General features: G+C 73.6%; 25 protein-coding genes. 5 read left to right on the plus strand and 20 right to left on the minus strand.

From position 1 onward, the window contains the following. The first annotated feature begins 36 nt into the window (after nt 1-36). The gene (gene disA / locus MN205_RS10350) at nt 37-1,122 is read left to right on the plus strand and encodes a DNA integrity scanning diadenylate cyclase DisA (protein WP_242126913.1); all 1,086 of its coding nucleotides are present in this window, start codon (nt 37-39) and stop codon (nt 1,120-1,122) included. Nucleotides 1,123-1,167: 45 nt separating this feature from the next. Here disA and MN205_RS10355 read toward each other — a convergent pair whose 3' ends face one another. Beyond that, entirely contained in the window at nt 1,168-1,836 is a 669-nt protein-coding gene (locus tag MN205_RS10355) for a hypothetical protein (RefSeq protein ID WP_242126915.1), read from the minus strand. A 193-nt stretch (nt 1,837-2,029) separates the two neighbouring features. Here MN205_RS10355 and MN205_RS10360 point away from each other — a divergent pair, with 193 nt between their 5' ends. Next, entirely contained in the window at nt 2,030-2,956 is a 927-nt protein-coding gene (locus tag MN205_RS10360; protein ID WP_308220263.1) for an A/G-specific adenine glycosylase, read from the plus strand. Nucleotides 2,957-3,069: 113 nt separating this feature from the next. Here the strand turns inward: MN205_RS10360 and MN205_RS10365 are convergent, their stop codons facing one another. The 3 genes from MN205_RS10365 to MN205_RS10375 all read right to left on the minus strand — a co-directional run bounded on the left by MN205_RS10365 (nt 3,070) and on the right by MN205_RS10375 (nt 6,752). Beyond that, nucleotides 3,070-3,594, minus strand: a complete 525-nt coding sequence (locus MN205_RS10365; RefSeq protein WP_242126917.1) for a gluconokinase — start codon at nt 3,592-3,594, stop codon at nt 3,070-3,072. Continuing rightward, nucleotides 3,591-4,145 (minus strand): amino-acid N-acetyltransferase, encoded by a 555-nt coding sequence (locus tag MN205_RS10370; RefSeq protein WP_242126918.1) that lies wholly within the window; start codon nt 4,143-4,145, stop codon nt 3,591-3,593. Before MN205_RS10370 ends, MN205_RS10365 begins: the two co-directional genes overlap by 4 nt. A 102-nt stretch (nt 4,146-4,247) precedes the next feature. Next, nucleotides 4,248-6,752 (minus strand): ATP-dependent Clp protease ATP-binding subunit, encoded by a 2,505-nt coding sequence (locus MN205_RS10375; RefSeq protein WP_242126920.1) that lies wholly within the window; start codon nt 6,750-6,752, stop codon nt 4,248-4,250. A gap of 322 nt (nt 6,753-7,074) precedes the next feature. Here MN205_RS10375 and MN205_RS10380 point away from each other — a divergent pair, with 322 nt between their 5' ends. After that, nucleotides 7,075-7,743, plus strand: coding sequence for a hypothetical protein (locus tag MN205_RS10380; protein WP_242126922.1), 669 nt, complete (start codon nt 7,075-7,077; stop codon nt 7,741-7,743). Between the two features lie 51 nt (nt 7,744-7,794). Here MN205_RS10380 and MN205_RS10385 read toward each other — a convergent pair whose 3' ends face one another. The 6 genes from MN205_RS10385 to lysS all read right to left on the minus strand — a co-directional run bounded on the left by MN205_RS10385 (nt 7,795) and on the right by lysS (nt 12,573). Further along, nucleotides 7,795-8,115: an L-rhamnose mutarotase gene (locus MN205_RS10385; RefSeq protein WP_242126924.1), complete on the minus strand. Its 321-nt coding sequence runs from the start codon at nt 8,113-8,115 to the stop codon at nt 7,795-7,797. Between the two features lie 133 nt (nt 8,116-8,248). Continuing rightward, on the minus strand, nt 8,249-9,091 hold the full coding sequence (locus MN205_RS10390; RefSeq protein ID WP_242126927.1) for an ABC transporter permease: 843 nt from the start codon (nt 9,089-9,091) through the stop codon (nt 8,249-8,251). Further along, nucleotides 9,088-10,086 (minus strand): ATP-binding cassette domain-containing protein, encoded by a 999-nt coding sequence (locus MN205_RS10395; RefSeq protein ID WP_242126929.1) that lies wholly within the window; start codon nt 10,084-10,086, stop codon nt 9,088-9,090. Before MN205_RS10395 ends, MN205_RS10390 begins: the two co-directional genes overlap by 4 nt. Nucleotides 10,087-10,275: 189 nt before the next feature. Beyond that, entirely contained in the window at nt 10,276-10,647 is a 372-nt protein-coding gene (locus MN205_RS10400; RefSeq protein ID WP_242126931.1) for an Lsr2 family protein, read from the minus strand. 193 nt (nt 10,648-10,840) lie between these two features. Further along, nucleotides 10,841-11,005 (minus strand): hypothetical protein, encoded by a 165-nt coding sequence (locus tag MN205_RS10405; RefSeq protein ID WP_242126933.1) that lies wholly within the window; start codon nt 11,003-11,005, stop codon nt 10,841-10,843. Nucleotides 11,006-11,046: 41 nt separating this feature from the next. Next, nucleotides 11,047-12,573, minus strand: coding sequence for a lysine--tRNA ligase (gene lysS, locus MN205_RS10410; RefSeq protein WP_242126935.1), 1,527 nt, complete (start codon nt 12,571-12,573; stop codon nt 11,047-11,049). Nucleotides 12,574-12,752: 179 nt separating this feature from the next. On the opposite strand from lysS, the gene MN205_RS10415 reads away from it, so the two are divergent. Beyond that, nucleotides 12,753-13,586 carry a hypothetical protein gene (locus tag MN205_RS10415; protein WP_242126937.1) on the plus strand — a complete coding sequence of 278 codons (834 nt, stop codon included), beginning with the start codon at nt 12,753-12,755 and terminating at the stop codon, nt 13,584-13,586. Between the two features lie 93 nt (nt 13,587-13,679). On the opposite strand, the gene panC is transcribed toward MN205_RS10415, so the two are convergent. The 8 genes from panC to MN205_RS10455 all read right to left on the minus strand — a co-directional run bounded on the left by panC (nt 13,680) and on the right by MN205_RS10455 (nt 21,808). Further along, entirely contained in the window at nt 13,680-14,537 is an 858-nt protein-coding gene (gene panC, locus MN205_RS10420) for a pantoate--beta-alanine ligase (protein ID WP_242126939.1), read from the minus strand. Beyond that, nucleotides 14,530-15,456, minus strand: coding sequence for a Rossmann-like and DUF2520 domain-containing protein (locus MN205_RS21825; RefSeq protein ID WP_242126941.1), 927 nt, complete (start codon nt 15,454-15,456; stop codon nt 14,530-14,532). The genes panC and MN205_RS21825 overlap by 8 nt, the downstream gene beginning before the upstream one ends. A 91-nt stretch (nt 15,457-15,547) precedes the next feature. Next, nucleotides 15,548-16,837, minus strand: coding sequence for an NAD(P)H-dependent oxidoreductase (locus MN205_RS10430; RefSeq protein ID WP_242126943.1), 1,290 nt, complete (start codon nt 16,835-16,837; stop codon nt 15,548-15,550). Beyond that, nucleotides 16,834-17,379 carry a dTDP-4-dehydrorhamnose 3,5-epimerase gene (gene rfbC / locus MN205_RS10435; protein WP_242126945.1) on the minus strand — a complete coding sequence of 182 codons (546 nt, stop codon included), beginning with the start codon at nt 17,377-17,379 and terminating at the stop codon, nt 16,834-16,836. The genes MN205_RS10430 and rfbC overlap by 4 nt, the downstream gene beginning before the upstream one ends. Beyond that, nucleotides 17,376-18,422, minus strand: coding sequence for an NAD(P)-dependent oxidoreductase (locus MN205_RS10440; protein ID WP_242126947.1), 1,047 nt, complete (start codon nt 18,420-18,422; stop codon nt 17,376-17,378). Before MN205_RS10440 ends, rfbC begins: the two co-directional genes overlap by 4 nt. 27 nt (nt 18,423-18,449) lie before the next feature. Then, on the minus strand, nt 18,450-19,271 hold the full coding sequence (locus MN205_RS10445) for a glucose-1-phosphate cytidylyltransferase (RefSeq protein ID WP_242126949.1): 822 nt from the start codon (nt 19,269-19,271) through the stop codon (nt 18,450-18,452). A gap of 231 nt (nt 19,272-19,502) precedes the next feature. Continuing rightward, on the minus strand, nt 19,503-20,657 hold the full coding sequence (locus tag MN205_RS10450) for a glycosyltransferase (protein ID WP_242126951.1): 1,155 nt from the start codon (nt 20,655-20,657) through the stop codon (nt 19,503-19,505). After that, on the minus strand, nt 20,654-21,808 hold the full coding sequence (locus MN205_RS10455) for a glycosyltransferase (protein ID WP_242126952.1): 1,155 nt from the start codon (nt 21,806-21,808) through the stop codon (nt 20,654-20,656). Before MN205_RS10455 ends, MN205_RS10450 begins: the two co-directional genes overlap by 4 nt. A 384-nt stretch (nt 21,809-22,192) precedes the next feature. On the opposite strand from MN205_RS10455, the gene MN205_RS10460 reads away from it, so the two are divergent. Beyond that, entirely contained in the window at nt 22,193-23,182 is a 990-nt protein-coding gene (locus tag MN205_RS10460; RefSeq protein WP_242126954.1) for a glycosyltransferase, read from the plus strand. Nucleotides 23,183-23,251: 69 nt separating this feature from the next. Here the strand turns inward: MN205_RS10460 and MN205_RS10465 are convergent, their stop codons facing one another. Both MN205_RS10465 and MN205_RS10470 read right to left on the minus strand, forming a co-directional pair. Next, nucleotides 23,252-24,364, minus strand: a complete 1,113-nt coding sequence (locus MN205_RS10465) for a glycosyltransferase (RefSeq protein WP_242126956.1) — start codon at nt 24,362-24,364, stop codon at nt 23,252-23,254. Nucleotides 24,365-24,708: 344 nt separating this feature from the next. Then, nucleotides 24,709-26,295 carry a malectin gene (locus MN205_RS10470; RefSeq protein WP_242126958.1) on the minus strand — a complete coding sequence of 529 codons (1,587 nt, stop codon included), beginning with the start codon at nt 26,293-26,295 and terminating at the stop codon, nt 24,709-24,711. Nucleotides 26,296-26,334: the final 39 nt, after the last annotated feature.

A 26,334-nucleotide genomic window follows, 5' to 3' on the forward strand; every position in this document is an offset into this window, starting at 1 on the left:
GCTAGACTCCGGCGCGAAACGTTCGGAGGAGGGCCGGTGGCGACCGCGGAACGCACTCCAGAGGAGATCCTGCGCGCGACACTGGCCGCCGTCGCCCCGGGGACGGAACTGCGCGACGGCCTGGAACGCATCCTGCGCGGACGCACCGGTGCCCTCATCGTGCTGGGGTTCGACCGGGTCGTCGACGCGCTGAGCACCGGCGGCTTCGCCCTCGACGTGGAGTTCTCCGCCACGCGGCTGCGCGAACTGGCGAAGATGGACGGGGCGATCGTCTGCGACCGCGACGTCACGCGCATCCTGCGCGCCGCGGTGCAGCTCGTGCCGGACTCCTCCATCGAGACCAGCGAGTCCGGCACCCGCCACCGCACCGCCGAGCGCGTGGCGAAGCAGACGGGTTACCCGGTCATCTCCGTCTCGCAGTCCATGCGGATCGTCGCGGTGTACGTGGGGTCGCGCCGGTACGTGCTGGAGGGGTCCGACGCCATCCTGGGCCGGGCGAACCAGGCCCTGCAGACCCTGGAGCGCTACCGCGCCCGCCTGGACGAGGTCACCGGCACCCTCTCCGCGCTGGAGATCGAGGACCTCGTCACCGTCCGGGACGTGTGCTCGGTCGTGCAGCGCATCGAGATGGTGCGCCGCATCGCCGACGAGATCGCCGGCTACGTCGTGGAGCTCGGCGTCGACGGGCGGCTGCTGTCCCTGCAGCTGGACGAGCTCATCGGCGGCGTCGGCCCGGACCGCGAGCTGGTGGTGCGCGACTACCTCGAGTCCGGCCGCCACGAGGGCCCGCTGGAGGACGTGCTGGACGCGCTGGCGCAGCTGCACTCCACCGAGCTGGTGGACCTCAGCCAGGTGGCCCGCGTGCTGGGCTTCTCCGTGGGCGGGGACTCCCTCGACTCCGCGGTCAGCCCGCGCGGCTTCCGGCTCCTCAACCGCGTCCCGCGGCTGCCCGGCGCGATCGTGGAACGCCTGGTGGACCAGTTCGGCGACCTGCAGAAGCTGCTGGCGGCCGGCATCGACGACCTCATGACGGTCGACGGCGTGGGCGAGCAGCGGGCCCGCGCGGTGCGCGAGGGGCTCTCGCGGCTGGCGGAGTCCAGCATCCTGGAGCGCTACGTCTGAGGTCCGCACGTCTGAGGTCCGCCCGCCCCACCGGGCCGCGGGGCTTCAGCCGGTGAGGCTGATCGGCAGCGGCTCGGCGGCGACCTCGCCCCAGGTCCCCTCCACGGTGTAGGCGCCGGCCTCGGCCGCCGGCTGGTCCGCCGGGCAGCCGGGGGCGGAGCGCTGGCGCGACCAGGTGGTGCTCATGGACCGGGTGCCCTCCGGGTCCAGCTCGTAGACCTGGCTGGAGCCCGTGGACTGGCAGTCGGCGCTGGACCACACCTGCGCGCCCGAGGCGTCCCGGACGGTGAAGGTGCGCAGCCCGCTGCCGATCTCCGCCGTGCACGTCGTCCCGGAGACGTTGCGCACCGTCAGCACGAACCGGGGCGCGGCGTCGGGGCCGTAGGTGGTGGCCCTGGAGGTGAGCGCCAGCTCCAGGTCCCCGCTCTCGCAGGGCTCCGGCTCCGCCGGCGTGGTGGTGGACGGGCTCGCGGAGGGACTCGCGGACGGCTCGCCGCTCGCGCTCGGGGAGGGGGCGACGGCACCGAGGGTGGGCGAGACGCCGGAGGGGTCGAGCCGGGCGACGGCCTGCTCCGAGGCGTCCTCGGGCAGCAGGGCCCGCAACCCCAGGACCGCGGCCACCACGAGGAGCAGGAGGAGGACGAGGGCCAGCAGGCGACGGCGCCAGTAGATCGACCGGCGCTCGGGCCCCACGGGGTGCAGCACGCTGCTCACCGCAGTGAAGGTAGGCGCCGCGGGGTGGGCTCGGGCGCAGGCGCGCCGCTCCACCCCGGCACGTGACGCCCCACCACCCGCACCCATCACCCTCCGCCGCCACCTGGGCACCCTCCGCCCCTCCCCCCGCCACCCCCGCCCCACGGCGATCGAGGGAGTTGCGACTTCCCCGATCACCGCGGAGGATCCGGCGGTGCCCCGCACGACCCCGCTCCCCAGCCCCGCACCGCTCGGCCCCGGCGACCTCGGCGACCTGCACCGCACCGTCCTCGACTGGTACGCGGTCTGCGCGCGCGACCTGCCCTGGCGGGAGGCGGGCTGCTCGCCGTGGGGGGTGCTCGTCAGCGAGGTGATGCTGCAGCAGACGCCGGTGGCGCGGGTGCTGCCGCGCTGGCAGGAGTGGCTGGAGCGCTGGCCCACCCCCGCGGCGCTGGCCGCCGAACCGCCCGGCGAGGCGGTGCGCGCCTGGGACCGGCTCGGCTACCCGCGGCGCGCCCTGCGGCTGCACGCGGCCGCCACCGCCATCACCGCCGAGCACGGCGGCGAGGTGCCCGAGGACCACGACGTGCTGCTGGCCCTGCCCGGCATCGGCGCCTACACCGCCGCCGCGGTCGCCGCGTTCGCGTTCCGCCGGCGGCACGCCGTGGTCGACACCAACGTGCGCCGGGTGCAGGCCCGCGCGGTGACCGGTGCCGCCGAACCCGCCCCCGCCCTCACGGCGGCCGAGACGCGACTGGCGGTGGCCCTGCTGCCGGAGGACCCGGAGACGGCCGCGCGCTGGTCGGTGGGCGTCATGGAGCTGGGGGCCCTGGTGTGCACCGCGCGCGCCCCGCGCTGCCCGGCCTGCCCGCTGCTGGACCGCTGCGCGTGGGTGGTGGCGGGGCGCCCCGCGCACACCGGCCCGGCCCGGCGCGCGCAGCGGTGGGCCGGCACGGACCGGCAGGTGCGCGGCCGGCTGCTGGCGGTGCTGCGCGCCACCGACGGCCCGGTCGAGGCGGCCGACCTGGACGCCGCCTGGCCGGGTGACGCGGTGCAGCGCGCGCGCTGCCTGGACGGGCTGGTCGCCGACGGCCTCGTGGAGCCCCTCCCGGACGGCACCTTCGCCCTCCCCCGCTCCTGACCCCTCCCCCACCCCCTCCCCGTGGTGATCATGCACGGTTGAGCCCTCAACCGCACATGATCACGGTGGGGCATCGGGGCGGAGCGGGGAGAGCGGGACCAGGGGGCGGGGGGTCAGAGGTGGCTGAGGACGTCGGCGAGGACGGCGTCCGGGCCACCCTCGACGCAGGCCTGGAAACCCGGCTCGTCGGGCTGGAGGTCCTGCAGGGTGTCGAGCTGGCTGCGCAGCAGGGAGGCCGGCATGTAGTGGCCCTGCCGGTTCGCCAGGCGCTCGGTCAGCACGTCCTCGGGCACCACGAGCTGGCAGAAGCGCACCGAGGGGTGCCCGTCGGCCAGCAGCTCGCGGTAGGAGCGCTTCAGCGCCGAGCAGGTGACGACGACGGACCGCCCGGCGGCCTCCCGCTCACCGATCCAGGCGGCGATGGCACGCAGCCACGGCCAGCGGTCCTCGTCGTCCAGCGGGGTGCCGGCACCCATCTTCTCGACGTTGGCCCGCGGGTGGAAGTCGTCGCCCTCGGCGAACTCCCAGCCGCGCTCGTCCGCGACGCCGCGGGCCACGGTGGTCTTGCCGCTGCCGGAGACGCCCATGACGACGAGCGAGACGGTGGCGGGATCGATGCGGGGATCGGTGGGGTTCAAGGTGCTACCTCCTCGGTCCGGCCACGGGTCGCGACCCGCAGCATCCGGGTGTTGCCGAGCGTGTTGGGCTTGACGCGCGCCAGGTCCAGGAACTCCGCGACGCCCTCGTCGTGGGAGCGGAGCATCTCCGTGTAGACGTCCGGCGCGACGGGCGTGCCGTCGATCTCCTCGAAGCCGTGGGCGGCGAAGAAGCTCGTCTCGAAGGTGAGGCAGAACAGCCGGGTGACGCCGAGGTCGCCGGCGCGCGCCAGCAGCGCCTCCAGGATGAGGTGCCCCACCCCGCGCCCGCGCACGGAGCGGTCCACGGCCAGGGTGCGCACCTCGGCGAGGTCCTCCCAGAGCACGTGCACGGCCCCGCACCCCACGATCCGCACGCCCCGCGGGGCGGCCGGGTCGTCGACCTCGGCGACCACGAACTCCTGCACGGCCTCGTAGAGGGTGATGAGCTCCTTGGCCAGCAGGATGCGATCGCGCGCGTAGTCCTCGACGAGGGCGCGGACGGCCGGCACGTCGCTCGTCCGCGCCGGGCGGACCCGCACCTGAGACGTCACGGCGACGATCTTCGCAGAGAGCGTGCGGCGCGGCCCGGCGGACGCACGACGGCCCGGCACCCCCTGCGGGGTGCCGGGCCGTCGTGGTGGTGCTTCAGGCCGTCACTGGCCGTCGGTGGACTTGCCGAGCGAGAGCGGGACCGGCACGTCCTCCTTGGTGGTGCCCTCGAAGGTGAACTTCTGCTCCGAGCCCTCGCCCTCGGTGTCGACCGAGATGATCTGGCCGGGGCGCAGCTCGCCGAAGAGGATCTTCTCGGAGAGGACGTCCTCGATGTCGCGCTGGATCGTGCGGCGCAGCGGCCGCGCACCCAGGACGGGGTCGTAGCCCTTGGTCGCCAGCAGCACCTTCGCGGACGGCGTGAGCTCGATGCCCATGTCCTTGTCCTTGAGGCGCTCGTCGACCCGCTTCACGAACAGGTCGACGATCTGGACGATCTCCTCCTGGGTGAGCTGCGGGAAGACGACCATGTCGTCGACGCGGTTGAGGAACTCGGGCCGGAAGTGCTGCTTGAGCTCGTCGCTGACCTTGGACTTCATCCGCTCGTAGTTGGTCTGCGTCGTCTGGCTGCCGGCGGCGAAGCCGGTGCCCACGCCCTTGGAGATGTCCCGGGTGCCCAGGTTCGTCGTCATGATGATCACGGTGTTCTTGAAGTCCACCACGCGGCCCTGCGAGTCGGTCAGGCGGCCGTCCTCGAGGATCTGCAGCAGCGAGTTGAAGATGTCGGGGTGCGCCTTCTCCACCTCGTCGAAGAGGACGACGGAGAAGGGCTTGCGACGCACCTTCTCGGTGAGCTGGCCGCCCTCCTCGTACCCGACGTAGCCGGGCGGGGAGCCGAACAGCCGCGAGACGGTGTGCTTCTCCGAGAACTCGCTCATGTCGAGCTGGATGAGCGCGTCCTCCTCGCCGAAGAGGAACTCCGCGAGCGCCTTGGCCAGCTCGGTCTTGCCGACACCGGTGGGGCCGGCGAAGATGAACGACCCGCCGGGGCGCTTGGGGTCCTTCAGGCCGGCGCGCGTGCGCCGGATGGCCTGGGACAGCGCCTTGATGGCGTCGTTCTGGCCGATGATGCGCTTGTGGAGCTCGGCCTCCATGTTGAGCAGGCGCGAGGACTCCTCCTCGGTGAGCCGGACGACTGGGATGCCCGTGGCGGTGGCCAGGACCTCCGCGATCAGCTCCTCGTCCACCTCGGCGATGACGTCCATGTCGCCGGACTTCCACTGCTTCTCGCGCTCGCCCTTCTGCGCCAGGAGCTTCTTCTCCTTGTCGCGCAGCGAGGCCGCCTTCTCGAAGTCCTGCGCGTCGATCGCGGACTCCTTCTCGCGGCGCACGTCGGCGATGCGCTCGTCGAACTCGCGCAGGTCCGGCGGTGCGGTCATGCGGCGGATGCGCAGGCGTGCGCCCGCCTCGTCGATGAGGTCGATCGCCTTGTCGGGCAGGTAGCGGTCGTTGACGTAGCGGTCGGCCAGCGTGGCGGCCGCCACCAGCGCGGCGTCGGTGATGGAGACGCGGTGGTGCGCCTCGTACCGGTCGCGCAGGCCCTTGAGGATCTCGATGGCGTGGGCGAGGTTGGGCTCGGGCACCTGGATGGGCTGGAAGCGCCGCTCCAGGGCCGGGTCCTTCTCGATGTGCTTGCGGTACTCGTCGAGCGTGGTGGCGCCGATGGTCTGCAGCTCGCCGCGGGCCAGCATGGGCTTGAGGATGCTGGCGGCGTCGATGGCGCCCTCAGCGGCACCCGCACCCACGAGGGTGTGGATCTCGTCGATGAACAGGATGATGTCGCCGCGGGTGCGGATCTCCTTGAGGACCTTGCGCAGGCGCTCCTCGAAGTCGCCGCGGTAGCGGGAGCCCGCCACCAGCGCGCCGAGGTCGAGCGTGTAGATCTGCTTGTCCTTGAGGGTCTCGGGCACCTCGCCGCGCACGACGGACTGGGCCAGGCCCTCGACGACGGCGGTCTTGCCGACGCCGGGCTCGCCGATGAGGATCGGGTTGTTCTTGGTGCGGCGCGAGAGGACCTGCATGACGCGCTCGATCTGCGGGTCGCGGCCGATGACCGGGTCCAGCTTGCCCTCGCGGGCGGCCTGCGTGAGGTTGCGGCCGAACTGGTCGAGGACGAGCGAGCCGGAGGGGGTGCCCTCCTGCGGGCCGCCGGCCGTGGCGGGCTCCTTGCCCTGGTAGCCGGACAGCAGCTGGATGACCTGCTGGCGGACGCGGTTGAGGTCGGCGCCGAGCTTGACGAGGACCTGGGCGGCGACGCCCTCACCCTCGCGGATCAGGCCGAGCAGGATGTGCTCGGTGCCGATGTAGTTGTGACCGAGCTGCAGCGCCTCGCGCAGGGACAGCTCGAGCACCTTCTTGGCGCGGGGGGTGAAGGGGATGTGGCCGGACGGGGCCTGCTGGCCCTGGCCGATGATCTCCTGGACCTGCTCGCGGACGGCGTCCAGGGAGATGCCCAGCGACTCGAGGGCCTTGGCGGCGACGCCTTCGCCCTCGTGGATCAGGCCGAGCAGGATGTGCTCGGTCCCGATGTAGTTGTGGTTGAGCATCCGGGCCTCTTCTTGGGCCAGGACGACGACCCGTCGGGCGCGGTCGGTGAACCTCTCGAACATGCGGCGCTCCTCGCGGGTGGTCGGGTCCTCGAGGGACCACCCCCCGCGGACCGTTCCGATGCTAGTCCCGGGCCCCGACACCTTCACGCCGTCCGCGTCGGCGGGCGTCCGCGAGGGGGTCGTGGCCCTGTCTCCCTGTCCAACCTGCTCCTACCGGGGGGTGTTCCGCCACGTCGTTCGCCGGGAGCGGACGGGCGCAGCACCCGGGCGGGTGGCGCTGGCGGGTCGCGGGCGGGAAGTCCCGGCCCCGCCTGACATCCTCCCGTAGCGTCAGGGATGGACCGCCGGCACGACCGAGGGGGATGCCGGCACGACGAGGGGGATGGACGTGGACACGGACGAGGTCAGCGGGACGGTCGGGACGGGACCCGGCGACGCGGCCGCGGGCGGGGACGCCGATCGGGCGGAGCCCGCCGGCGGAGGCGCACCGATCGGGATCCTGGCGCAGCTGAAGGAGGACGTCGCCGTCAACGGGGGTCTGCTGACGCCCGGCACCCACGCCGTGGTGGTGCACCGGCTCGGGGCGTGGGCCCGCAGCGACGCAGCACCGGCCTGGGCGCGCGGGACGCTGGGGCGCAAGCTGGGCACCCTGGGCCACGTGGTGGTCCGCAACGTCTACGGCATCGAGCTGCCGCCGACGACGGTCCTGGGGCGCCGGGTGCGCATCGCGCACCAGAACGGCATCGTGGTGCACCCCAACAGCCGCATCGGCGACGACTGCGTCATCCGCCAGGGCGTGTCCATCGGGGCCGGCATGGGCGACGGGGAGCGCTTCGCGAAGCAGGCGCCCGTGCTGGGCAGGGGCGTGTCGGTCGGCGCCGGCGCCGTGGTCGTCGGCGGCGTCAAGGTGGGCGACGACGCCGTCATCGGCCCCAACGCGACGGTCATGACGAACGTGAAGCCCGGGGTGCGGGTGCTGGCCCCCCCGCCGCGGATGCTGGCGCTGCCCGACGCGGTCGCCCAGCGCGAGCGGGACGCCCGCAGCGGCTGAGCGCCCCCGCCCCGGTGCCGCCCGCGCGGCGCCGGGGCGGGCGCCCGCCGCTCAGGCGAGGTGGAAGTACTCCTCCAGGCGCTCCATGGAGCGGTCCGGGTGCTCCCCGGTGGCGAAGAAGCGCGCCATCGTGGCCTGCCAGCGCTCGTTGACCTCCTCGCGGTCCATCGCGGCCACCGCGGCGTCGAAGTCGTCGGCCACGCAGTAGCCGACGACGAGGCCGTCCTCGCGGCGCACGAACAGCGAGTAGTCGCGCCAGCCGGCGCGGCTGAGGGCCTCGAGCATCTCGGGCCAGACGTGCTCGTGGGCGCTGAGGTACTCGTCCACCAGCTCGGGACGCAGGTGCATGAGGAAGCAGGCGCGCTCGGCCACCGATGGTCCACCTCTCCGTGGGGGGGTCGTCTCACCCGATCCAACCAGGCCGCCCCGGGCGCGCCGCAGGGGGCCGCGCCCGTGGCACGGCCCCCTGCGGCGGTCTCCGGCGTCCCCCCGGGCGCCGGAGGGCTCAGACGTCCCGGCTCTTCAGGGACAGCGCTCCCAGGCCCAGCAGGACCGCGACCCAGGCCGCGAAGACGGCCAGGCCCGGGACGACGCCGAGGTAGTCGGGCTGCTCGGCGACCGCCGTGGCGCTCATCACGGCGTTGCTGAACCAGTACTCGCGGATCGTGTCGCCGCCCCAGGACTCCGGCACCAGCATGAGCAGCAGCGGCACCACGAAGATCGCGGCGAGCACGGTGGAGATGGCGCCGGCGGTGTTGCGCAGCAGCGCGCCGACGCCCAGACCCGCGAGCGCCACGCCCACGAGCATGGCGACGTTCCCGGCCAGCGCGCGCACCACCCCGTCGTCGCCCAGCGAGGCGCCCACGCCCTCGCGGTCCAGGAGCGCCTGGCCGCCCAGGAAGGCGAGGAGCACGGCGACGGCGGACAGCACCGCCACGGACACCGCCAGGACGAGCGCCTTGGCGGCGTAGACGCCCAGCCGGCCGGGAGCGGCCGCGAAGCTGGTGCGGACCATGCCGGTGGAGAACTCGCCGGCGATGACGATGACGCCGACGGCGGCGACGATGAGGGTGGCCATCTGGGCGCCCTGCAGGCTGGCGGCGGTGGCGTCGAACCCCTGCGCCGTCATCACCGCACCGGTCTCCGGGTCCGCCAGGGTGGTGGCGGTGCCCCAGGCGATCAGCACCCCCAGGCCGACGATCGCGACCACGGACGCCACCATGGTCACCACGACGGAGCGCACGCTCCAGAACTTGATCCACTCGGACCTCACCAGCCCGCCGAAGGTCACCCGGTACCGGGTGCCGGCGTACTGCGGGAAACCGGCGACCTTCGCGTCGGCGCTCACCGGGACACCTCCTGACGGACGGGGCGGGCGTCGGCGACGGCCGCCTGGGCGGGTGGGACGGACGGGGCGGCGCCGGGCCCGGACGGGCCGCCGGAGCGCGCCTGGTACTCGACGGCGCCGGCGGTCAGCTCCATGAACGCCTCCTCCAGGGAGGCCTTGACGGTGGTCAGCTCGTGCAGGGCGACGCCGCGGGCGGCCGCCGCGTCGCCGATGCGCTCGGCGGTCATCTCGCGCACGTCGAAGGAGCCGTCGCCGATCGGGCGGAGCGTGCCGCCGGCCGCGCGCACCAGCTCGGTCAGCTCGGCCACCTGCGGGGTGCGCACGACCACGCCGCGCGGCTGCACCCGGTCGACGAAGGACTGCACGCTCTCGTCGGCGATGAGCCGGCCCCGGCCGATGACGACGAGGTGCTGCGCGGTCAGCGCCATCTCGCTCATCAGGTGCGAGGAGACGAACACCGCGCGCCCCTCGGCGGCGAGGTCCTTCATGAGGTTGCGGATCCACAGGATGCCGTCGGGGTCCAGGCCGTTGACCGGCTCGTCGAACATGACGGTGGCCGGGTCGCCCAGCAGCGCGGAGGCGATGCCCAGGCGCTGGCCCATGCCGAGGGAGAAGCCGCCGGCGCGCTTGCCGGCCACCTCGCCCAGCCCGACGAGGTCGATGACCTCCTCCACGCGCTTGCGCGGGATGCCCGCCGTGGCGGCCATGGCCTGCAGGTGCTTGCGGGCGGAGCGGCCGGTGTGGACGGCCTTGGCGTCCAGCAGCGCCCCCACCGCGGAGAGCGGGGCGTGGTGCCGCACGAACGGCCGGCCGTCCACCAGGACGTGCCCGGCGGTGGGGCGGTCCAGGCCCAGGACCATCCGCATGGTGGTGGACTTGCCGGAACCGTTGGGGCCCAGGAAGCCCGTCACGATGCCCGGCCGGACGGTGAAGCTCAGGTCGTGCACGGCCACCTTCTTGCCGTACACCTTGCGCAGGCCGACAGCTTCGATCATGAGCTGGCCCTTCCTCCTCGCGTCGGGTACGGGGAGGAGCCTGCCGGTGCGGGCGGCGGCGGGGCATCCGCCGACCGGCTGCGGGCGCATCCGGCTCAGGGTGCACCCGGACGGCGACGGCCGCGCCCGCCGGTGAGGGCGGACGCGGCCGTGGTCGTCCGGGTGGCGCCGCGCGGGGCGCCGGTCGGGTCAGCTGCCGGCGTGGGCGTCGTCGTAGGCCTGCACGACCTCGGCGGAGATGCGGCCGCGGTCGGAGACGGTGTAGCCGTTCTCCTTGGCCCACGTGCGCACGGCGCCGGTGTCGCGCGCCGGCTGCGACCCGGAGCCCGAGCGGGACCCGCCGCGCTCGCGCTGGGCGGAGCGGCGCGAGCTGCCGCCGGAGCGGCCGCTGACCTTGCGGGCGTGGCCGACCCACGTCGCCAGCGCCTCGCGCAGGGCGCCGGCGTGCTCCTCGGACAGGTCGATCTCGTAGTCCACGCCGTCGAGCGAGAAGGACACCGTCTCCGCGGCGTCACCGCCGTCGATGTCGTCGACGAGCAGCACCTGGACCCTTTGAGCCATCGCGGGGCACCCTTTCGGGATCGAATCCTCAGCGCCTCGCAGGAATGCGGCCGCCTGCGGCAGTCTGTCGCATTTCCGGGATTCCTGTCAAAAAGGCCGGAAGGAGCCGGGCGCACGATCCGGGCTTCCGGGAGGAGGCGCCGGGGAACCGGTGCGGAGAAGGGGTGCGGAGAAGCGGCGCGGAGAAGCGGCGTCAGGAAGCGCCGCCCTGACGGGCGGCCCTTTCCCGCGCGTGCTCCTCGCGCGCCCTGGTGGCCGCGGCACGCTCCCGGCGGTCGGCGTGCAGGATCGAGCGCATCAGCAGCACGAAGAGCACGAGCAGGCCGGCGGGCGGCAGCAGCGCGACGAGGGCGTCCACCGCTCCAGGGTACGTCCGCCGCGCCGCCGCCCCGTCCGGGCTCAGCGCTGCTTGACCAGCGGGAAGGTGATGGTCTCGCGGATGCCCAGGCCCGTCAGGGCCATGAGCAGGCGGTCGATGCCCATCCCCATGCCGCCCGTGGGCGGCATCCCGTGCTCCTGGGCGCGCAGGAAGTCCTCGTCGATGCGCATGGCCTCGTCGTCGCCGAGGGCCGCAAGGCGCGCCTGCTCGGTGAAGCGCTGGCGCTGCACCACCGGGTCGACCAGTTCGGAGTAGCCGGTGGCCAGCTCGAAACCGCGCACGTACAGGTCCCACTTCTCCACCACACCCGCGACCTCGCGGTGCGCGCGCACCAGCGGGGACGTTTCCACCGGGAAGTCGCGCACGAACGTCGGGGATTCCAGGGAATCAGCCACGCGGTGTTCCCACAGCTCCTCGACGAGCTTTCCGTGGGTCCAGCGGACGGTGTCGACGGAAATCCCGAGGCGTTCGGCGACGGCGATGAGGTGCTCGCGGGGCGTCTCCGGGGTGATCTCCTCACCCAGCGACGCCGACAGCGACGGGTACATCGACAGGGAGGTCCACTCCCCGCCCAGGTCGTACTCGGACCCGTCGGCCAGGGTGACGACCTGCGTGCCGAACGCCTCCTGCGCGGCGGTCTGCACGAGGGTCCGCGTCAGCTCGCCGATGGAGTCGTAGTCCCCCCACGCCTGGTACGCCTCCAGCATCGCGAACTCCGGCGAGTGCGTGGAGTCCGCGCCCTCGTTGCGGAAGTTGCGGTTGATCTCGAACACGCGCTCGATGCCGCCGACGACGCAGCGCTTGAGGAACAGTTCCGGGGCGATGCGCAGGTACAGCTCGGTGTCGAACGCGTTCGAACGCGTCGCGAACGGCCGGGCGCTGGCGCCGCCGTGCAGGGTCTGCAGCATCGGCGTCTCCACCTCGAGGAACCCGCGGTCCTCCAGGGTGCGGCGCAGCGAGCGCACCACCGCCGAGCGGGCGCGCACGTTCTCCCGGGCCTGCTCGCGCACGATGAGGTCCACGTACCGCTGGCGGACCCGCGCCTCCTCGGACAGCTCCTTGTGCAGCACCGGCAGCGGCCGCAGGGCCTTGGCGGCCATCGCCCAGGAGTCCGCCATCACCGACAGCTCCCCGCGCCTGGAGGAGATCACCCGGCCGCGCACGAACACCACGTCGCCCAGGTCCACGTCGGACTTCCAGCCGGTGAGCGCGTCCTCGCCGACGCCGTCGCGGGACAGCATCGCCTGCAGGCGGGTGCCGTCGCCCTCCTGCAGGGTGGCGAACACGAGCTTGCCGGTGCCGCGCAGGAACACCACGCGACCGGTGACACCGACGACGTCGTCGGTCTCCTCACCGGGTTCCAGGTGCGCCCAGCTCTCGCGCACCTGCGCCAGGGAGTGCGTGCGGGGCACACCGACCGGGTACGCCTCCCCGCCGGAGGCGAGGATGCGGTCGCGCTTCTCGCGGCGGACCCGCACCTGCTCGGGCAGGTCCTCGAACTCCTCGTCGGCCCCCGCGTCCACCGGTTCCCCCTGCTGATCGCTCACCCGGCAAGGCTAGCCGCGCGCGGACGGGGTCCCGGACCGGACAGGGGTGCTGCAGCACCACGACGGCGCGCCGCCTCAAGGACCGCGACACGCCGTGGAACCCGGCGAGCGTGCAGCAGCGCTGTCCACCTGTGGACGGCCCGACGCTCACGTGGACGAGGTGGTCCACCCTGCGGGACGTGGACGTGCTGCAGGCGCTGGAACGGCTGGGCGGCGCGGGGCGCTCCGGGGAACTCACGCACACCTCCCGTCGCGCCCTGCTGCGGGCGGTGGAACGCGGCGAGGTGGTGCGACCGGCGCGCGGGGTGTTCGCCCTGCCCCGCTGCGACCGGGACCACCTCGCCGCCGTCCTCGTGGACGGAGCCCTGACGTGCGCCTCGGCGGCCCGCGCGCACGGGTTGGAACTGCTGGAGCCGCCCGGAGCCCCCCACGTCCGGTGCCCCCGGGGCAGCCGCCTGACGCACCCGCGCGCGGTGGTGCACCGGCGGCGGCCCGCGGGCGCGCGGGTCGTGGACGTGCTCACCGCGGTCCTGGACTGCGCCCGGTGCCTCTCCCTGCCCGAGGCCGTCGCCGTCTGCGACAGCGCGCTGCGCCGGGGACTGCTCGACGCCGACGACCTGGCCGCACCCGTCGGCCGCCTGCACCGCGCGGATCCGCGGGCGCGGCTGGTGGCCCACGCCGACGCCCGCTCCGACTCGCTGCTGGAGTCGATCGTCCGCGTGGAGCTGCGCGAGCGCGGGCTGCGCGTGGAGCTGGAGCTGCAGGTCGCGCACGACGAGGTCGGGCGCGTCGACCTCCTCGTCGACGGGTGGCTCGTCGTGGAGCTCGACGGGTACGCCTTCCACGCGGATCGAGCAGCGTTCCGCCTGGACCGGCGGCGCGGGGTCGAACTGGCCCGGCAGGGGCGGGTGGTGCTCCGCTCCACCTACGAGGACGTGCTGCGCCGGCGGGAGTGGCTGGTCGACGCCGTGGTGGACGTCCTCGCGGCGGGGCGACCGCCCTTCGCCGCGTGAGCGGACGGCGGTGCTGCAGGGGCACTGGGACACGCCGCCAGGTGGTGACTGCAGACGGGGTGTCTCGCCCACCCCTGCAGCACCGCTGTCCGCTCAGCCCTCGCCCCGGCCGACGACGAGGGGGACGTTGTCGATGAGGCGGGTGGAGCCGACCCGGGCGGCCACCGCGAGCAGGGCCTCGCCGCGGTGGTGCTCGGGCACGTCCGCCAGCTCGTGCGGGTCCACCAGCGCCAGGTAGTCCACGCGGGCGGCGGGTTCGGCGACGAGGACGTCGCGGGCGGCGCGGCGCACCGCGCTGGGCCCCTCGGCGGCCGCGGCCTCCCCCGCGGCCAGGGCCCGCTGCAGCACGAGCGCGACCTCCCGGTCGAAGGGGGTCAGGTAGCGGTTCCGGCTGGACATCGCCAGGCCGTCCGCCTCGCGGACGGTGGGCACGGCGACGACCTCCACACCCAGGTCGAGGTCGCGCACCATGCGGCGCACCAGCAGCAGCTGCTGGGCGTCCTTCTGCCCGAACAGCGCCAGGTCCGGGCGGGTCAGGTGCATCAGCTTGGCGACGACGGTGAGGACGCCGTCGAAGTGGCCGGGGCGGCTGGCGCCCTCCAGCACCGAACCGAGCGGCCCGGCGCTGACCCGCACGCCGGGTTCGCCGTCGGGGTAGACGACGTCCGGGGTGGGGGCGAACACCAGGTCGGCGCCGTGCTCGGCGGCCAGCTCCAGGTCCTGGTCGAGGGTGCGCGGGTAGCGGGCCAGGTCCTCCCCCGCCCCGAACTGCAGCGGGTTCAGGAAGACCGTCACCACGACGGAGGCGGCGCGGGAGCGGGCCTCGGCGATCAGCCGGGCGTGCCCGGCGTGCAGCGCGCCCATCGTCATGACGACCGCGACGGGCCCCTCCAGCTGCGCACGGGCGGCGCTCAGCTCCGCCCGGGTGCGCGCGACGACCAGTTCACCCACGGTCCTGCTGCTCCTCACCTCGCCGGGCGCGCTCCGCCCGGGACTCCTCGAGAACCTCCCGCACGGCGCCGGCGACCCGTTCCGCGGCCGGCGCGGGCAGGCGCCCGGCTGCGGCGGCGCGGTCGGCGGCCACCCGGGCGAGCTGCGCGTACGTGGCGGCGGTGCCCTCGCCGGCGCGCTCGGTGAGCACCCGCAGGTGCGCGGCGACGGTGCCGGCGTCCCCGCGCGCGACCGGTCCGGTCAGGGCCGCGTCCCCGGCGCCCAGCGCGTTGTCGAGGGCCGCGGCCAGCAGCGGGCGCAGCACGTCGGGCGCGGCGTCGCCGACGGCCTCGCGGGCGGCGTCCAGCGCCTGCGCGACGAGGGTGACGAGGTGGTTCGCGCCGTGCGCGAGGGCCGCGTGGTAGACGGGCCGGTCCTCCTCCGCGACGGGCACGGGGACGGCGCCCCACTCCCGCACGAGGGCGTCGGCGATCGGCAGCAGCAGCGGCGGGACGGTCACGGCGACCACGGCACCGCGCAGGCGCCCCAGGTCCAGGGAGGTGCCGGTGAAGGTCATCGCCGGGTGCAGGGCGGCGGGCATCGCGCCGGCGGCGGTCACGGGTTCGAGGACCGCGGTGCCGTGCAGGCCGCAGGTGTGGGCGACGAGCTGCCCGGGGCGGGCGCGGGGCGCCAGTTCCGCGACGAGCGGGGCGAGGGCGTCGTCGGGCACCGCCAGCAGCACGAGGTCGGCGGCGAACGCGTCGGCCGGATCCACCCACGGCACGCCCGGCAGCAGCGCCTCCACGCGCTCGGCGGCGTCGCGGGTGCGGGCGGCGATCCCGGTGACGCGGTGCCCGGCGGCGCGCAGCGCGGCACCCAGCACGGGCCCGACGCGGCCGGCACCGACCACGGCGACGTCGAGGCGCCCTGCGGAGTTCACCGCGGAACCCTAACGCTGCGGCTGCGGAGCACGCGCAGAGCCCGCCGTGATCATGCACGGCGGGCTCTGGCGGAGACGGTGCCCCGGGGGCTCAGCCGGCGAGGATCGCCGCCTGCTCGGCGCGCAGGGCGTCGATGAGGCGCCCCTCGGGCAGGACGACGTCGTCGTAGGTGAGGACCTCGTCCCTCTTGACGTCGCGCTTGAGGACGCACCCCTCGGCGACGCCCATCGGCAGGAGGTTCTGAGCCTTCGTGACGTCGTAGCGCTCGGCGACGCCGTAGGTGTCGTACCCGCCGAGGCGGTCGACGGTCTTCCCCGCCGCCAGGTCGGTCTTGGCGGTGGTGACGACCTCGACGGTGACCTCGTCGCCGGGCACGATGGCGGCGTCGCGGAACAGCACCGCGCGGGCCACGGTGAGCGGCACCTCGAAGTGGCACAGGTGGTACGGCGTGTAGAACGAGTACAGCGGTCCCTCACCCAGCTTGTACAGGTTGAGGTAGTGCTGCTGCTTGGGGTCGTCGTGGGTGCCCAGGACGTACACGCCCGGGCCCGGCTTGGAGCCGACGACGTAGTCGACGACGCCGCCGAGCTCCTTGAGCTGGTCCACGTCGTACTTCGCGGTGAGCTCGTCGACGTGGCCGTGGTGGTCGGCGCCGCGCATGCCGCGCTTCTCCACGGTGAAACCCGCGGCGTTGGCGACGAGGGCCTGCTCGAACGACACCTTGGTGCCGTCGGCGAAGCTCGTCACCATGTACGGGTCCTGACCCCACTTCTTCGCGAACCCCTCCTGGGTGGTGGGGTTGCGGTACTCGTCCTGCAGGCCCTTGATGTTGCCGGCCACCAGGGGCGTGACGCCGATGGAGCGCACGAACCGCAGCAGGTTCATCTGCACGCCGGGCTGGTCGCCGTCGGCGCCGGTGTAGACGACGCCGGCCTTCTCGGCGCGCTTGCGCAGCGCCAGGCCCGCGGTGCCGTCGACCTCGGCGTTCAGCAGCACGACGTGCTTGCCGGACTCGATGGCGCGGACGACGACGTGGGCGCCGTACTCGGTGTTGCCGGTGGCCTCGACGACGGCTTCGACCTGGCCGGCGTCGACGACGGCCTCGTAGGAGGCGGAGACGACGGGCGTGCCGGCGGAGATCGCCTTGTCGACCGCGGCGGCGTCGTCGGCCTCGACCACGCCGGTCAGGCCGGCCTGCTCGTAGGCGTCGCGCGCCTTGGACACGGTGCGGTTGGCGATCGCGACGAGTTCCATGCCGGGCACGGAGTTCACGACCTGGTTGACCACGCCGCGGCCCATGAACCCGGCGCCGACGAGGGCGACGCGGATGGGGCGGCCCTCGGCCTGCCGCTGCTTCAGGGCGTTGTCGACGATGATCACGACAGCACCGCCCCGTCGGCCAGCAGCGTCCAGGACTTGTCCTTGTCGCTGATGACGGCGACGTCGCGGGCCCACGGCAGCGCCAGGTCCGGGTCGTCGTAGCGCAGGCCGCGCTCGGTGCCCGGGGTGTACTTCTGGCTGACCTGGTACACGACCTCGGCGCCGTCGGTGAGCGTGAGGTACCCGTGCGCGAAGTACGGCGGGACGTACAGCGCGCGGCGGTTCTGCGCGGTCAGCTCCACGGCCACGTGCTTGAGGTACGTGGGCGAGCCCTCGCGCAGGTCGACGATGACGTCCTGGATGGCGCCGGCGGTGCAGCGCACCAGCTTCGCCTCCGGGGCGGGGTCGACCTGGGTGTGCATGCCGCGCAGCGTGCCGGCGAGGTGGTTGTACGACAGGTTGCACTGCTCGACGGCCGGGACCAGCCCGGCGGCCTCGAACTCGTCGCGGCAGAACGTGCGGGCGAAGAACCCGCGCTCGTCGGCGCGCTCCTCGAGGTCGACGATCGCGACGCCCTCGATGCCGGTCGTGGTGATCTTCACTGGGCGATCCCGCTGGTCGGCTGGAAGTTCCAGAACAGCTCCTTGTCGAGCTGCCCCGTCCTGATGAGGTGCTCGAGCTGCTTGAGCCGGGTGTGACCGCGGCCCTTGAAGGTCTCCTCGTCCAGGTCGATGGCCTTGAAGACCTCGACGAGCTGGGCGGCGCCCTTGTCGGCGTTCCAGTCGCAGGAGAACCCGGGCAGCGTCGAGTGGATCTTGTCGAAGTTCACCTTGTAGCTGCGGTTGTCGCCGTTGCTCTCGCCGAAGGTGATCTCGGCCTCGGGCAGCGCGCGACCGACGGCCTCGGCGATCTCGCGGACGCGGTAGACCTGCTGGGAGTCGCCCACGTTGAAGACCTGGTTGTGGATCGCCTCGCGGGGGGCGTCGAGGACGGCGCGGATCGACTTGGCGATGTCCAGGCCGTGCACGAGCGGCCGCCAGGGCGAACCGTCGGAGGTCATGGCGATCTTGCCCGTGGTGAACGCCAGGCCGGCGAGGTTGTTCAGCACGATGTCGAAGCGCTGGCGGGGCGAGGCGCCGTAGGCGGTCGCGTTCCGCATGTACGTCGGGGAGAAGTCGTCGTCCGCGAGCGGGGCCAGGTCGCGCTCGACCATGACCTTGCACTCCGCGTAGGCGGTCTGCGGGTTGACGGGCGAGGTCTCGTCGACGGTGTCGTCGGCCACGCCGTACACCGAGCAGGAGCTCATGTAGACGAAGCGCGAGACGCCCGCGGCCTTGGCCATCTCCGCCAGCCGCACGGAACCCTTGTGGTTGACGACGTACGTGACGTCGGGGATGAGCTCGCCCAGCGGGTCGTTGGACAGCTCGGCCATGTGCACGACGGCGTCGGCGCCGCGCAGGTCCTCGGCGGTGATGTGGCGGATGTCCTTGGCCAGCGTCTCGACCGAGGCGGTGACGCCGTTGTAGAGCCAGCCCTGCTTGTAGTAGCCGGTGTCGATGCCGAGCACGGAGTGGCCGGTCTCGAGCAGGGTGGGGGCGAGCAGGCAACCGAGGTAACCCTCGGTCCCGGTGACGACGATCTTCACTGCGGTTCTCCGGTTCCTAGGGGTTTCTCAGTCTTCCCAGATCTTCCAGGGCGCCTCGCCGGAGTCCCAGAGCTTGTTCAGCTCGGTCCAGTCGCGGAAGGTGTCCATGCCGAGCCAGTAGCCCTCGTGCGCCGAAAGCGTCAGCTGGCCGTCGCGGGCGACGGTCTGCAGCGGCTTCTGCTCGAGCATCATGTCCGGGTCGTCCTCGAGGTACTTGTCCGCGAAGGCGCGGTCGAAGACGAAGAACCCGCCGTTGACCCAGCCGTCGGCGAGGGTCGGCTTCTCGTTGAACTCCACGACCGCGCCGTCGGCGACGTGCATCTCGCCGTAGCGGCTGGAGGGGTGCACCGCGGTGACGGTGGCCAGGCGGCCGCCGGCCTCGTGGTCGCGCAGCGTCTTGGTGATGTCGACGTCGCCGATGCCGTCGCCGTAGGTCAGGACGAACTTGTCGGCGGTCAGGTGCTGCTCGACGCGCTTGATGCGGGCGGCGGTGGCGGTGGTCAGGCCGGTCTCGACGAACGTGATGTCCCAGTCCTCCTGGACGCCGTTCGTGTGGAACGTCGGCGCCTCCTGCGAGGACAGGTTCAGGGTGAAGTCACCGGCGTTGATGCGGTAGTCCAGGAAGTACCGCTTGATCATGTCGCTCTTGTAGCCCAGGCACAGCACGAACTTGCGGAAGCCGTGGGCGCTGTAGAGCTTCATGATGTGCCACAGGACGGGCCGGCCGCCGATGTCGACCAGGGGCTTGGGCAGCTTCTCGCTGGCCTCGCGCAGACGGGTGCCCATGCCCCCGCAGAGGATGACGACGGGGATCTCGGAGACGGGGGTCTGCGTGTCGGACGGGCTCATCGGCCATTCCCTCACTCGGTGTCGAGGCGTGTCGAGGCGTGCGGGTGCGCACGCCGGAGTGGGGGCTGCACGATCGGCCCGGTTCTGCGACCGAGGGCCGTAGCGGCGGCGGCGCGACCCCCCACGAACCGCGCTGCCACCGTCGTCCGGTGCGCTGGGAAGGCTACTACAGCGCCTCGAACACGGAGCGTGAGATTCCGACGTTCGGCGGAGAAGCCGCCCGTCTGCTCCTCAGGATGTACGCATGGAGACGAGCAGGTCACGCAGAGGAGCCATGGCGCTCTCCCACGAGAAGGAGCGGGCCGCCTGCGCGGCCGCCGCCCCGAGCTGCGCCGCCGTCTCGGGCTCCGCGAGCAGGCCCGCGAGCGCGTCCGCGAACGCCGGCGCGCCGTCCGCCACCCGCAGCACCTCGCGGTGCTCCTCCAGGCCCTCCAGGCCCAGCGAGGTGGTCACCACGGCCCGGCCGCGCGACAGCGCCTCCACCAGCTTGATCTTCGTCCCGCCGCCGGACAGCAGCGGCACCACGCACACGTCGGCCTGCTCGTAGAAGGGGTCCACCGACGCCACGTCGGAGTGGAACTCCGCACCGTCGGGCTCCCCCGACGGGCGCGGGTGGCTGCCGGCCAGCCCGCGCCCGACCGCGGCGAACCGCGCCTGCGGCACCCGCTGCAGGACCAGCGGCCACACCTCGTCCAGGAACCAGCGCAGCGCCTGCTTGTTGGGGCCGTAGTCCATCGCACCGACGAACAGGGCCCGCCGGGTGCGCGGCGGCTCGGTCGCCCCCGCCGCGGAGACGGTGACGCCGTTGGGCACGAACGTCGAGGCGATCCCCGCCGCGGCGAGCACCTCCTGGTCGCGGCGGCTGCAGGCCGTCACGACCCGCGCGCGCCGGGCGCTGGCCAGCTCGAACCGCGCGAACCGGGCCACCTCCGGGGCCAGGACGCGCCCCAGCAGCCGGTGCTCGGTGCGCAGCCGGCGCCGCAGCAGGTCCGCCTCGACGTTGTGCAGGTCCAGCACGTCGACGGGCACCCCCGCGGGGACGTTCACCGCCATCTGCGGGAAGTCCACGTGCACGATGTCGCCCGGGCGCACCTGCGCCGCGAGCAGGTCGCGGATGCGCGCGGAGAACCACTTCCCGGCGAAGACGGAACCGCGCAGCACCGCGCCCGGGGTGGGCGACGGGGCGGGGACCTCGTGCACGGTGACGTGGCCCGGCAGGTCCTCGCGCCACGCCGGCCAGGTGTCGAAGCCGACGACCTGGACGTCGTCGAACACCGCGGCGTAGGCGTCCAGCACGGCGCGCGAGCGCTGCCGCCCCCCCGAGTCGGTCCGGGCGGGCAGCTGCTTGAGCACGACCCACGCGCGTCGGCGCACCGGCGCGCTCACCGGCTGCGCTTCTTCCAGACGCCGCTGGTGGGTCGGCGCAGTGCACGGGGCAGCGCGAGGCAGAAGACGGTCACAGGCATGCCGACAGCTTGCCCCAGGACGCGCAGCGGGGCTGCGGCAGGACCGCGCAGGCGGTCCCCGGTGAGGTAGGCCGCCACGGACAGCGCCTCCGCCGCGAGGAACGCGCGGTTCCAGGGGTTGCGGGGCCGGGCCGCGCACACCGCGGTCAGCGCCACCTGCGCGGCGGGGCCCACCGTGGAGCGCCACACCTTGTGCAGGGCGAACCGGGTGAACCGCTCGTCGCCGGAGAGGAAGCTGGCGCGGAACTCCCAGAACAGGCGCAGCTGCCCGCTCATGATGCGCACGCGGCGCTCGAGCTGGTCGGCGCGCGGGGCGGAGTCCTCCACGGCCACGCAGCCGGGCTCGACGCCGACCCGCAGCCCGCGGCGGGCGAAGTCGAACGCCAGGTAGAGGTCGTCGTTGTGGACGCCCGCGGGGATGGGGCCGAACGCGTCGCGGCGCAGGGCGACCGCCTCGCCGACCAGGGCGAGGGAGCCGCCCGTCCAGGACTCGGCCCGCTTGATCCAGTTCTCGTAGCGCCAGTACAGCGACTCGTCCTCGGCGCCGGACTCGGCGCGCACCCCGGAGGCGAGGTCGAGCTCGCCGGTGACGACGCGGTCGACGAGGGCGTCCAGGCCGTCGACGCGGGCGTTGGCGTCCAGCAGCACGACCACGCCGGAGCGGGCCCCGGCCACGCCGCGGTTCACCGCGGCGGCCTTGCCGCGGCGCTCGGGCGCGTGGTCGACGCGGCAGCCGAGTCGCAGCGCGGCGTCCCGGGTCGCCTCGTCCTCGTCGACGACGACGGTGATGCGCTCGCGCGGGACGCCGGCGGCGGCCAGGTGCTCCACCGTGCCGGCGAGCACGCCGGCCTCGCCGAACGCGGGCACGAGGACGTCGACGTCGTCCCACGTCCAGCTCCCGCCCGCCGCGGCGGGCGGAGGCACGGCGGTCGAGGACCCGGCGGGCGCGGGCCGGGTCGCCGCCCGGCGCGGGCCCCCGCGCGAGAGCAGGTAGATCGGGTACAGGACGTGCCCGGCGAACGACAGCAGCGTCAGCCCGCTGACGGCTCTGCCGGGAAGCCTCTGCCACACGCGGTTCCCCCGTTCCCGGCCGGACGGCGCGCCCCGGGGGGGCGCCGGCCCGCACCGACTGCGCCGCAGCCGCCCACGCCCCTCGTGGACCCCGCACCGCGACCGAGCCGCAGCGTGCGCGGAAGTGGTTGTGACGGCATTCACACGGGGAGTCACCTGTTCGGCGTCCTGGTGCGGCCGTTGCGCCGTCCGGGTCGGTCCGCCGCACGGCGGCGGCCGGGCGCGCACGCCCGGCGCTCGCGCGACTCCTGCGCGTCGTCACCCCGTCGGCGGAGGCCCTGCACCGAACGGTGGTCGCCCGCGCTCCGCGTCCGCGATGATGCCGGGCGGGACCGGCCGGTCCGCGGGACCGGCACGTGCGACGGGAGACGGGACGTGGGAGCGGTGGACGACGTGGTGGACGACGTGGCGCGGGGTGCGGCGGGAGGTGCGGGTGGCGCACCGCGGAGCACCGCCCACGACGTCGAGCTCGTCCTGGTCAGCTACCGCAGCGCCCACCAGGTCCGGGAACTGCTGGCGGGCTTCGACGAGGACCTGCCCGTGGTCGTCGTCGACAACGCGCAGGGCTCCGACGGTGTGCGCGAGGTGGTCGAGAGCCGGCCCAACGGCCGGTACGTGGACTCCGGTGGCGGCAAGGGCTTCGCCCGGGCGGCGAACATGGGTGCGCGCAGCTCCACCCACGAGTTCCTCGTCTTCGGCAACCCGGACTCGCGCCCCACCGCCGAGCACCTGGCCCCGCTGCTGGACGACGTGGCGGGCGACCCTCTGTGCGCCGCGAGCGCGGCCACGATGGTCGGCACCGACGGCCGCGTGGAACTGGGCGTCGGCGGGTGGGAACCCAGCGTGCGGCGCGCCCTCGTGCACTCCGCGGGCCTGCACAAGGTGCTGCCGCGCGCGGGCCTGTACGCCCGGCCGCGGCCCGGGGAGCGGATCTCCGTGGACTGGACGACGGGGGCGTGCATGGCGGTGCGGCGCAGCACGTTCCTGGAGCTGGGCGGTTTCGACGAGGCGTTCTACGTCTACAACGAGGACATGGCCTACGGCCGCGCGGCGCGGGCCGCGGGGATGCACGAGAAGCTGCGCACGGACGTGCTGGTGCCCCACGCGGCGGGCGGTTCCGGTGCGCCGTCGCTGGAGATGCTGCGGCTGCGGGGCGCGGCGATGTCGCGCTACCTGGCGCGCGACCACGGGCGGGTGGAGCACCGGCTGCTCACGACGGCGCTGGCCGCGGGGTACGCCGTGCGCGCCGCGCAGCGCACCGCGACGCGGCAGCGGGACCTGGCGAGCCAGCACTGGGCGTACGTGAAGGGCGTGACGACGGGGCGCGCGAGCGTGGCGGGCCGGGTCGTCATCGACGGCCCCGAGCAGGGCTGAACGCACGTCCGGTGGGCGCTCCCCCCGGGGAGCGTCCACCGGACGTGCGGGCGGGCTCCGCCCGCCGGTTCAGCGGGCGGGCTTGTCCCAGCGGAGCACGCGGTCGCCCCGCAGGCAGCGGCGCATCCCGCCGAACGCGACCATCTGCAGGTAGAGCACCTGGGCGGCGATGCGGCCCGGCAGCGGGACGGCGCGGCCCCGCTCCTGGGCGATCAGCGCACCGGTGGCGACCGCGTGCCCGGCGAGGAACACCCGGGCGGTGCGGCTGCGCCGCGCGGAGGACGCCGCGACGCCGAGCAGGGCGAGGTGGCTGAGCGGCCCGGCGGTGGACCGCCACAGCTTGTGGCCCCACAGCTCGGCGCTGACCAGCCCGGCGCGGGGGTCCAGCAGCCGGCGCTTGCGCCAGATCACCCAGAGGCCACCGCCCAGCACGCGGGTCTTGCGCTCCCAGGACAGCTCGAACGCGCCGATGGACGGCTCGCGCATGAGCGCGCGCGGTTCGTAGGCGACGGACCAGCCGCGCTCCATGAGGTCCAGCGCGATCCAGAAGTCGTCGTTGGAGATGTCGGCGGGGATGGGCACCCACGCCTCGCGCCGCACGGCGCACAGCCCGCCGTCCAGGCCGAGGGTGGTGCCCAGCTTCGCCTCGCTGCGCTTGACCCAGCTCTCGAAGCGCCAGTAGGCGAGCTCACCGCCCTCGCCCTCCAGCTTCTCCCCGGCGACGGCGCCGGTGCCGGGCACCATCAGCGCGGAGACGAGGTAGCCGATGGCGTCGTACTCCAGCTCGGAGTTCGCGTCGCTGATGACGACGAAGTCGTGGGTGGCGGCCGCGACACCGGCGTTGAGCGCCTGGGACTTGCCGCGCCGCTCGGACAGCAGGAGCACCCGCGCCCCGACGGACTCGGCGACGGCGGCGGTGCCGGGGTCGCCGTCGGCGACGACGAGGACCTCCAGCTCGCCCTGGTAACCGTTCTTGCGGACGTTGTCGATCTTCGCGGCGATGACGCCCTCTTCGAGGTACGCCGGCACGAGGACCGTCACGGCCGGCCACTCCGGTGGAGCGGGAACCTCGGCGACCGCCCGGCGGCGCGCGGCCGCGTGGACGGCCAGCGGGTAGACGACGTGACCGACGGCGGCTGACGCGCCGAGCGCGAGAGCCAGTGCGGACCGCTTGAGCGACATTCGAGTTCCCCCCGGTTGACCTGCGCGCTGCGGGCCGACGCCGGTCGTTCCTCCCCCTGGACCGTTCCGGCGCGGTGCGCAGGAGTGTAACCGGGTGAGGCCGTTTGGAGCGGTGTTCAACCTGTCCCGCTCACCGGTCTTCCACGATCCGGCTCGCCGTTCTCCGCGGAACCGGTTCCAGGCACCAGGAAAGCAACCGAAAGTGCTTGTTTAGTTACTCCGAGTCGAACGACGGTGTCGAACGCCGACGGGGGTGGAGCCGGTCACCCGGTTCCACCCCCGTCGTCACCCACCGTCGTCGACCGGGCGCTCCCCGTAGGGAGCGCCCGTCCGGCGAGCGGCCGTCAGAACAGCTCGCGGTACTTCGCCGCGGCCTTCGGCTGACGCGTGCCCTCGGTCAGCAGCCAGCGGCGGCCGTCCTTGTCCACGTTGAACTGCACCTCGTAGAGGAGCTTGCCCGCGCCGGTGCCGCCGTTGGCCTTGAAGAAGTTGAACATGCCCTCCATGAAGACCGGGGAGTCGCCCTTGTCGGCGTTGCCCGACCACTCGCCGACGCCCAGCGGCAGGCCGACGCTCTTGGCGAACTCCAGGTGCTTGGCCAGGCCCTTCGGGGCGCCCCACTTGTCGACCTGCTGCAGCGAGGAGTTCCAGGTGTTCCAGTCACCCACGTACGGGTACTGGTTGTAGTAGTCCACGCCCATGACGTCGACGTACGCCTTGACGTTGCCCTCCGCGTAGCCGGGGACCATCTTGCGCCAGTCGATGCCGGTGTTGACCGACTCGCGGTTCACGTTGAACACCAGCTTGGCGGCCGGGAAGACGTCCTTCTGGATGGCGCGGTAGCGCTTCCAGGAGGCGACGAAGTCCTTGTGGTTGGCGGAGTTCACCGACCACGGGTACCAGTTGCCGTTCATCTCGTGGGCGAAGCGGATGTAGAGCGTGCCCGGACGGTCGCCCCACTTCTTCTTCAGCGTGGTCAGCGAGTGGCGCCAGCGCGCGTCGTAGGAGCCGCGGGCACCGGCGGACCAGGACTCACCGCGGTCCAGCGCACCGACGGCGATGTCCAGGTCCTTCTGCCAGGAGCCGTACGAGCCCTTGGGGTCCAGCTGCCAGAAGTTCGCGGCGTTGAGGTTGTTGTCCGACCAGGTGCCGGAGATGCCCATGTCGGTGCCGCGCCACTTGGCGAACGCGCCGTTGGTGGCACCGGTGCCCGAGGCGCCGGACTTCCAGGGGCCGGAGGTGGCCGGCTGGCCGGCGGCGGGCGCCGGGGTGGTGGCCGGCGGGGTGGTCGCGGTCGGCAGCGTGGGCTGCGGGTTCGTCGGGCGCGGCGACGGGGTGACGACCGGGGTGGCGGTCTGCGTCGGCGTCGGCGTCGCGGCCGGGGCGTCGGCGACCTTCAGGACCTGGATCGCGTCGATCTTCGCCGAGTCCTTCTTGGCGGAGAAGGCCAGGTTCACGCGGCCGTCGGTCACCTTGACGGTGACGGTCTTGTCGTAGGCGACGTTCTTGCCCGCGGCGGCGACCAGGTCGAGGTCGGTGACGACCGGCTGCCCCTCGGCGGTGATGGAGAAGATGCGCGCACCCTTGGTGCTGTACCAGGTCTCGGCGAGCTTCACGGTCACCTGGTAGGTGCCGTTCGCGACGGGGGCGCTCCAGCTCTTCACCCCGTGGCGCTCGGACTGGTACAGGCGGTCGTCGACGGTGCCCTTGATGTCGGCCCAGGAGGAGCGCGGCACCGAGGTGCCGCCGACGAAGCCGCTGTCCTTCGCCCAGGTCCGGCCCTTGCTGTCCTTGACGGCGGTGTTCACCGTGCTGACGCGCACGGCGGTCTCGGCGGCGCTGGCCTCGGGGGCGGGGGTGACGGCGGAGAGACCGCTCGCGACGGTGGCGACGGCAGCGGCGGACAGCAGGAACTTGGAAAGCTTGCTCATGGGGGGGTGCAACCTCGCTGGTAGGTCATGGTGCCTCCG

The sequence above is a fragment of the Kineococcus sp. TRM81007 genome, assembly GCF_022669155.1.
In the GTDB taxonomy this organism is placed as follows: Bacteria; Actinomycetota; Actinomycetes; order Actinomycetales; family Kineococcaceae; genus Kineococcus.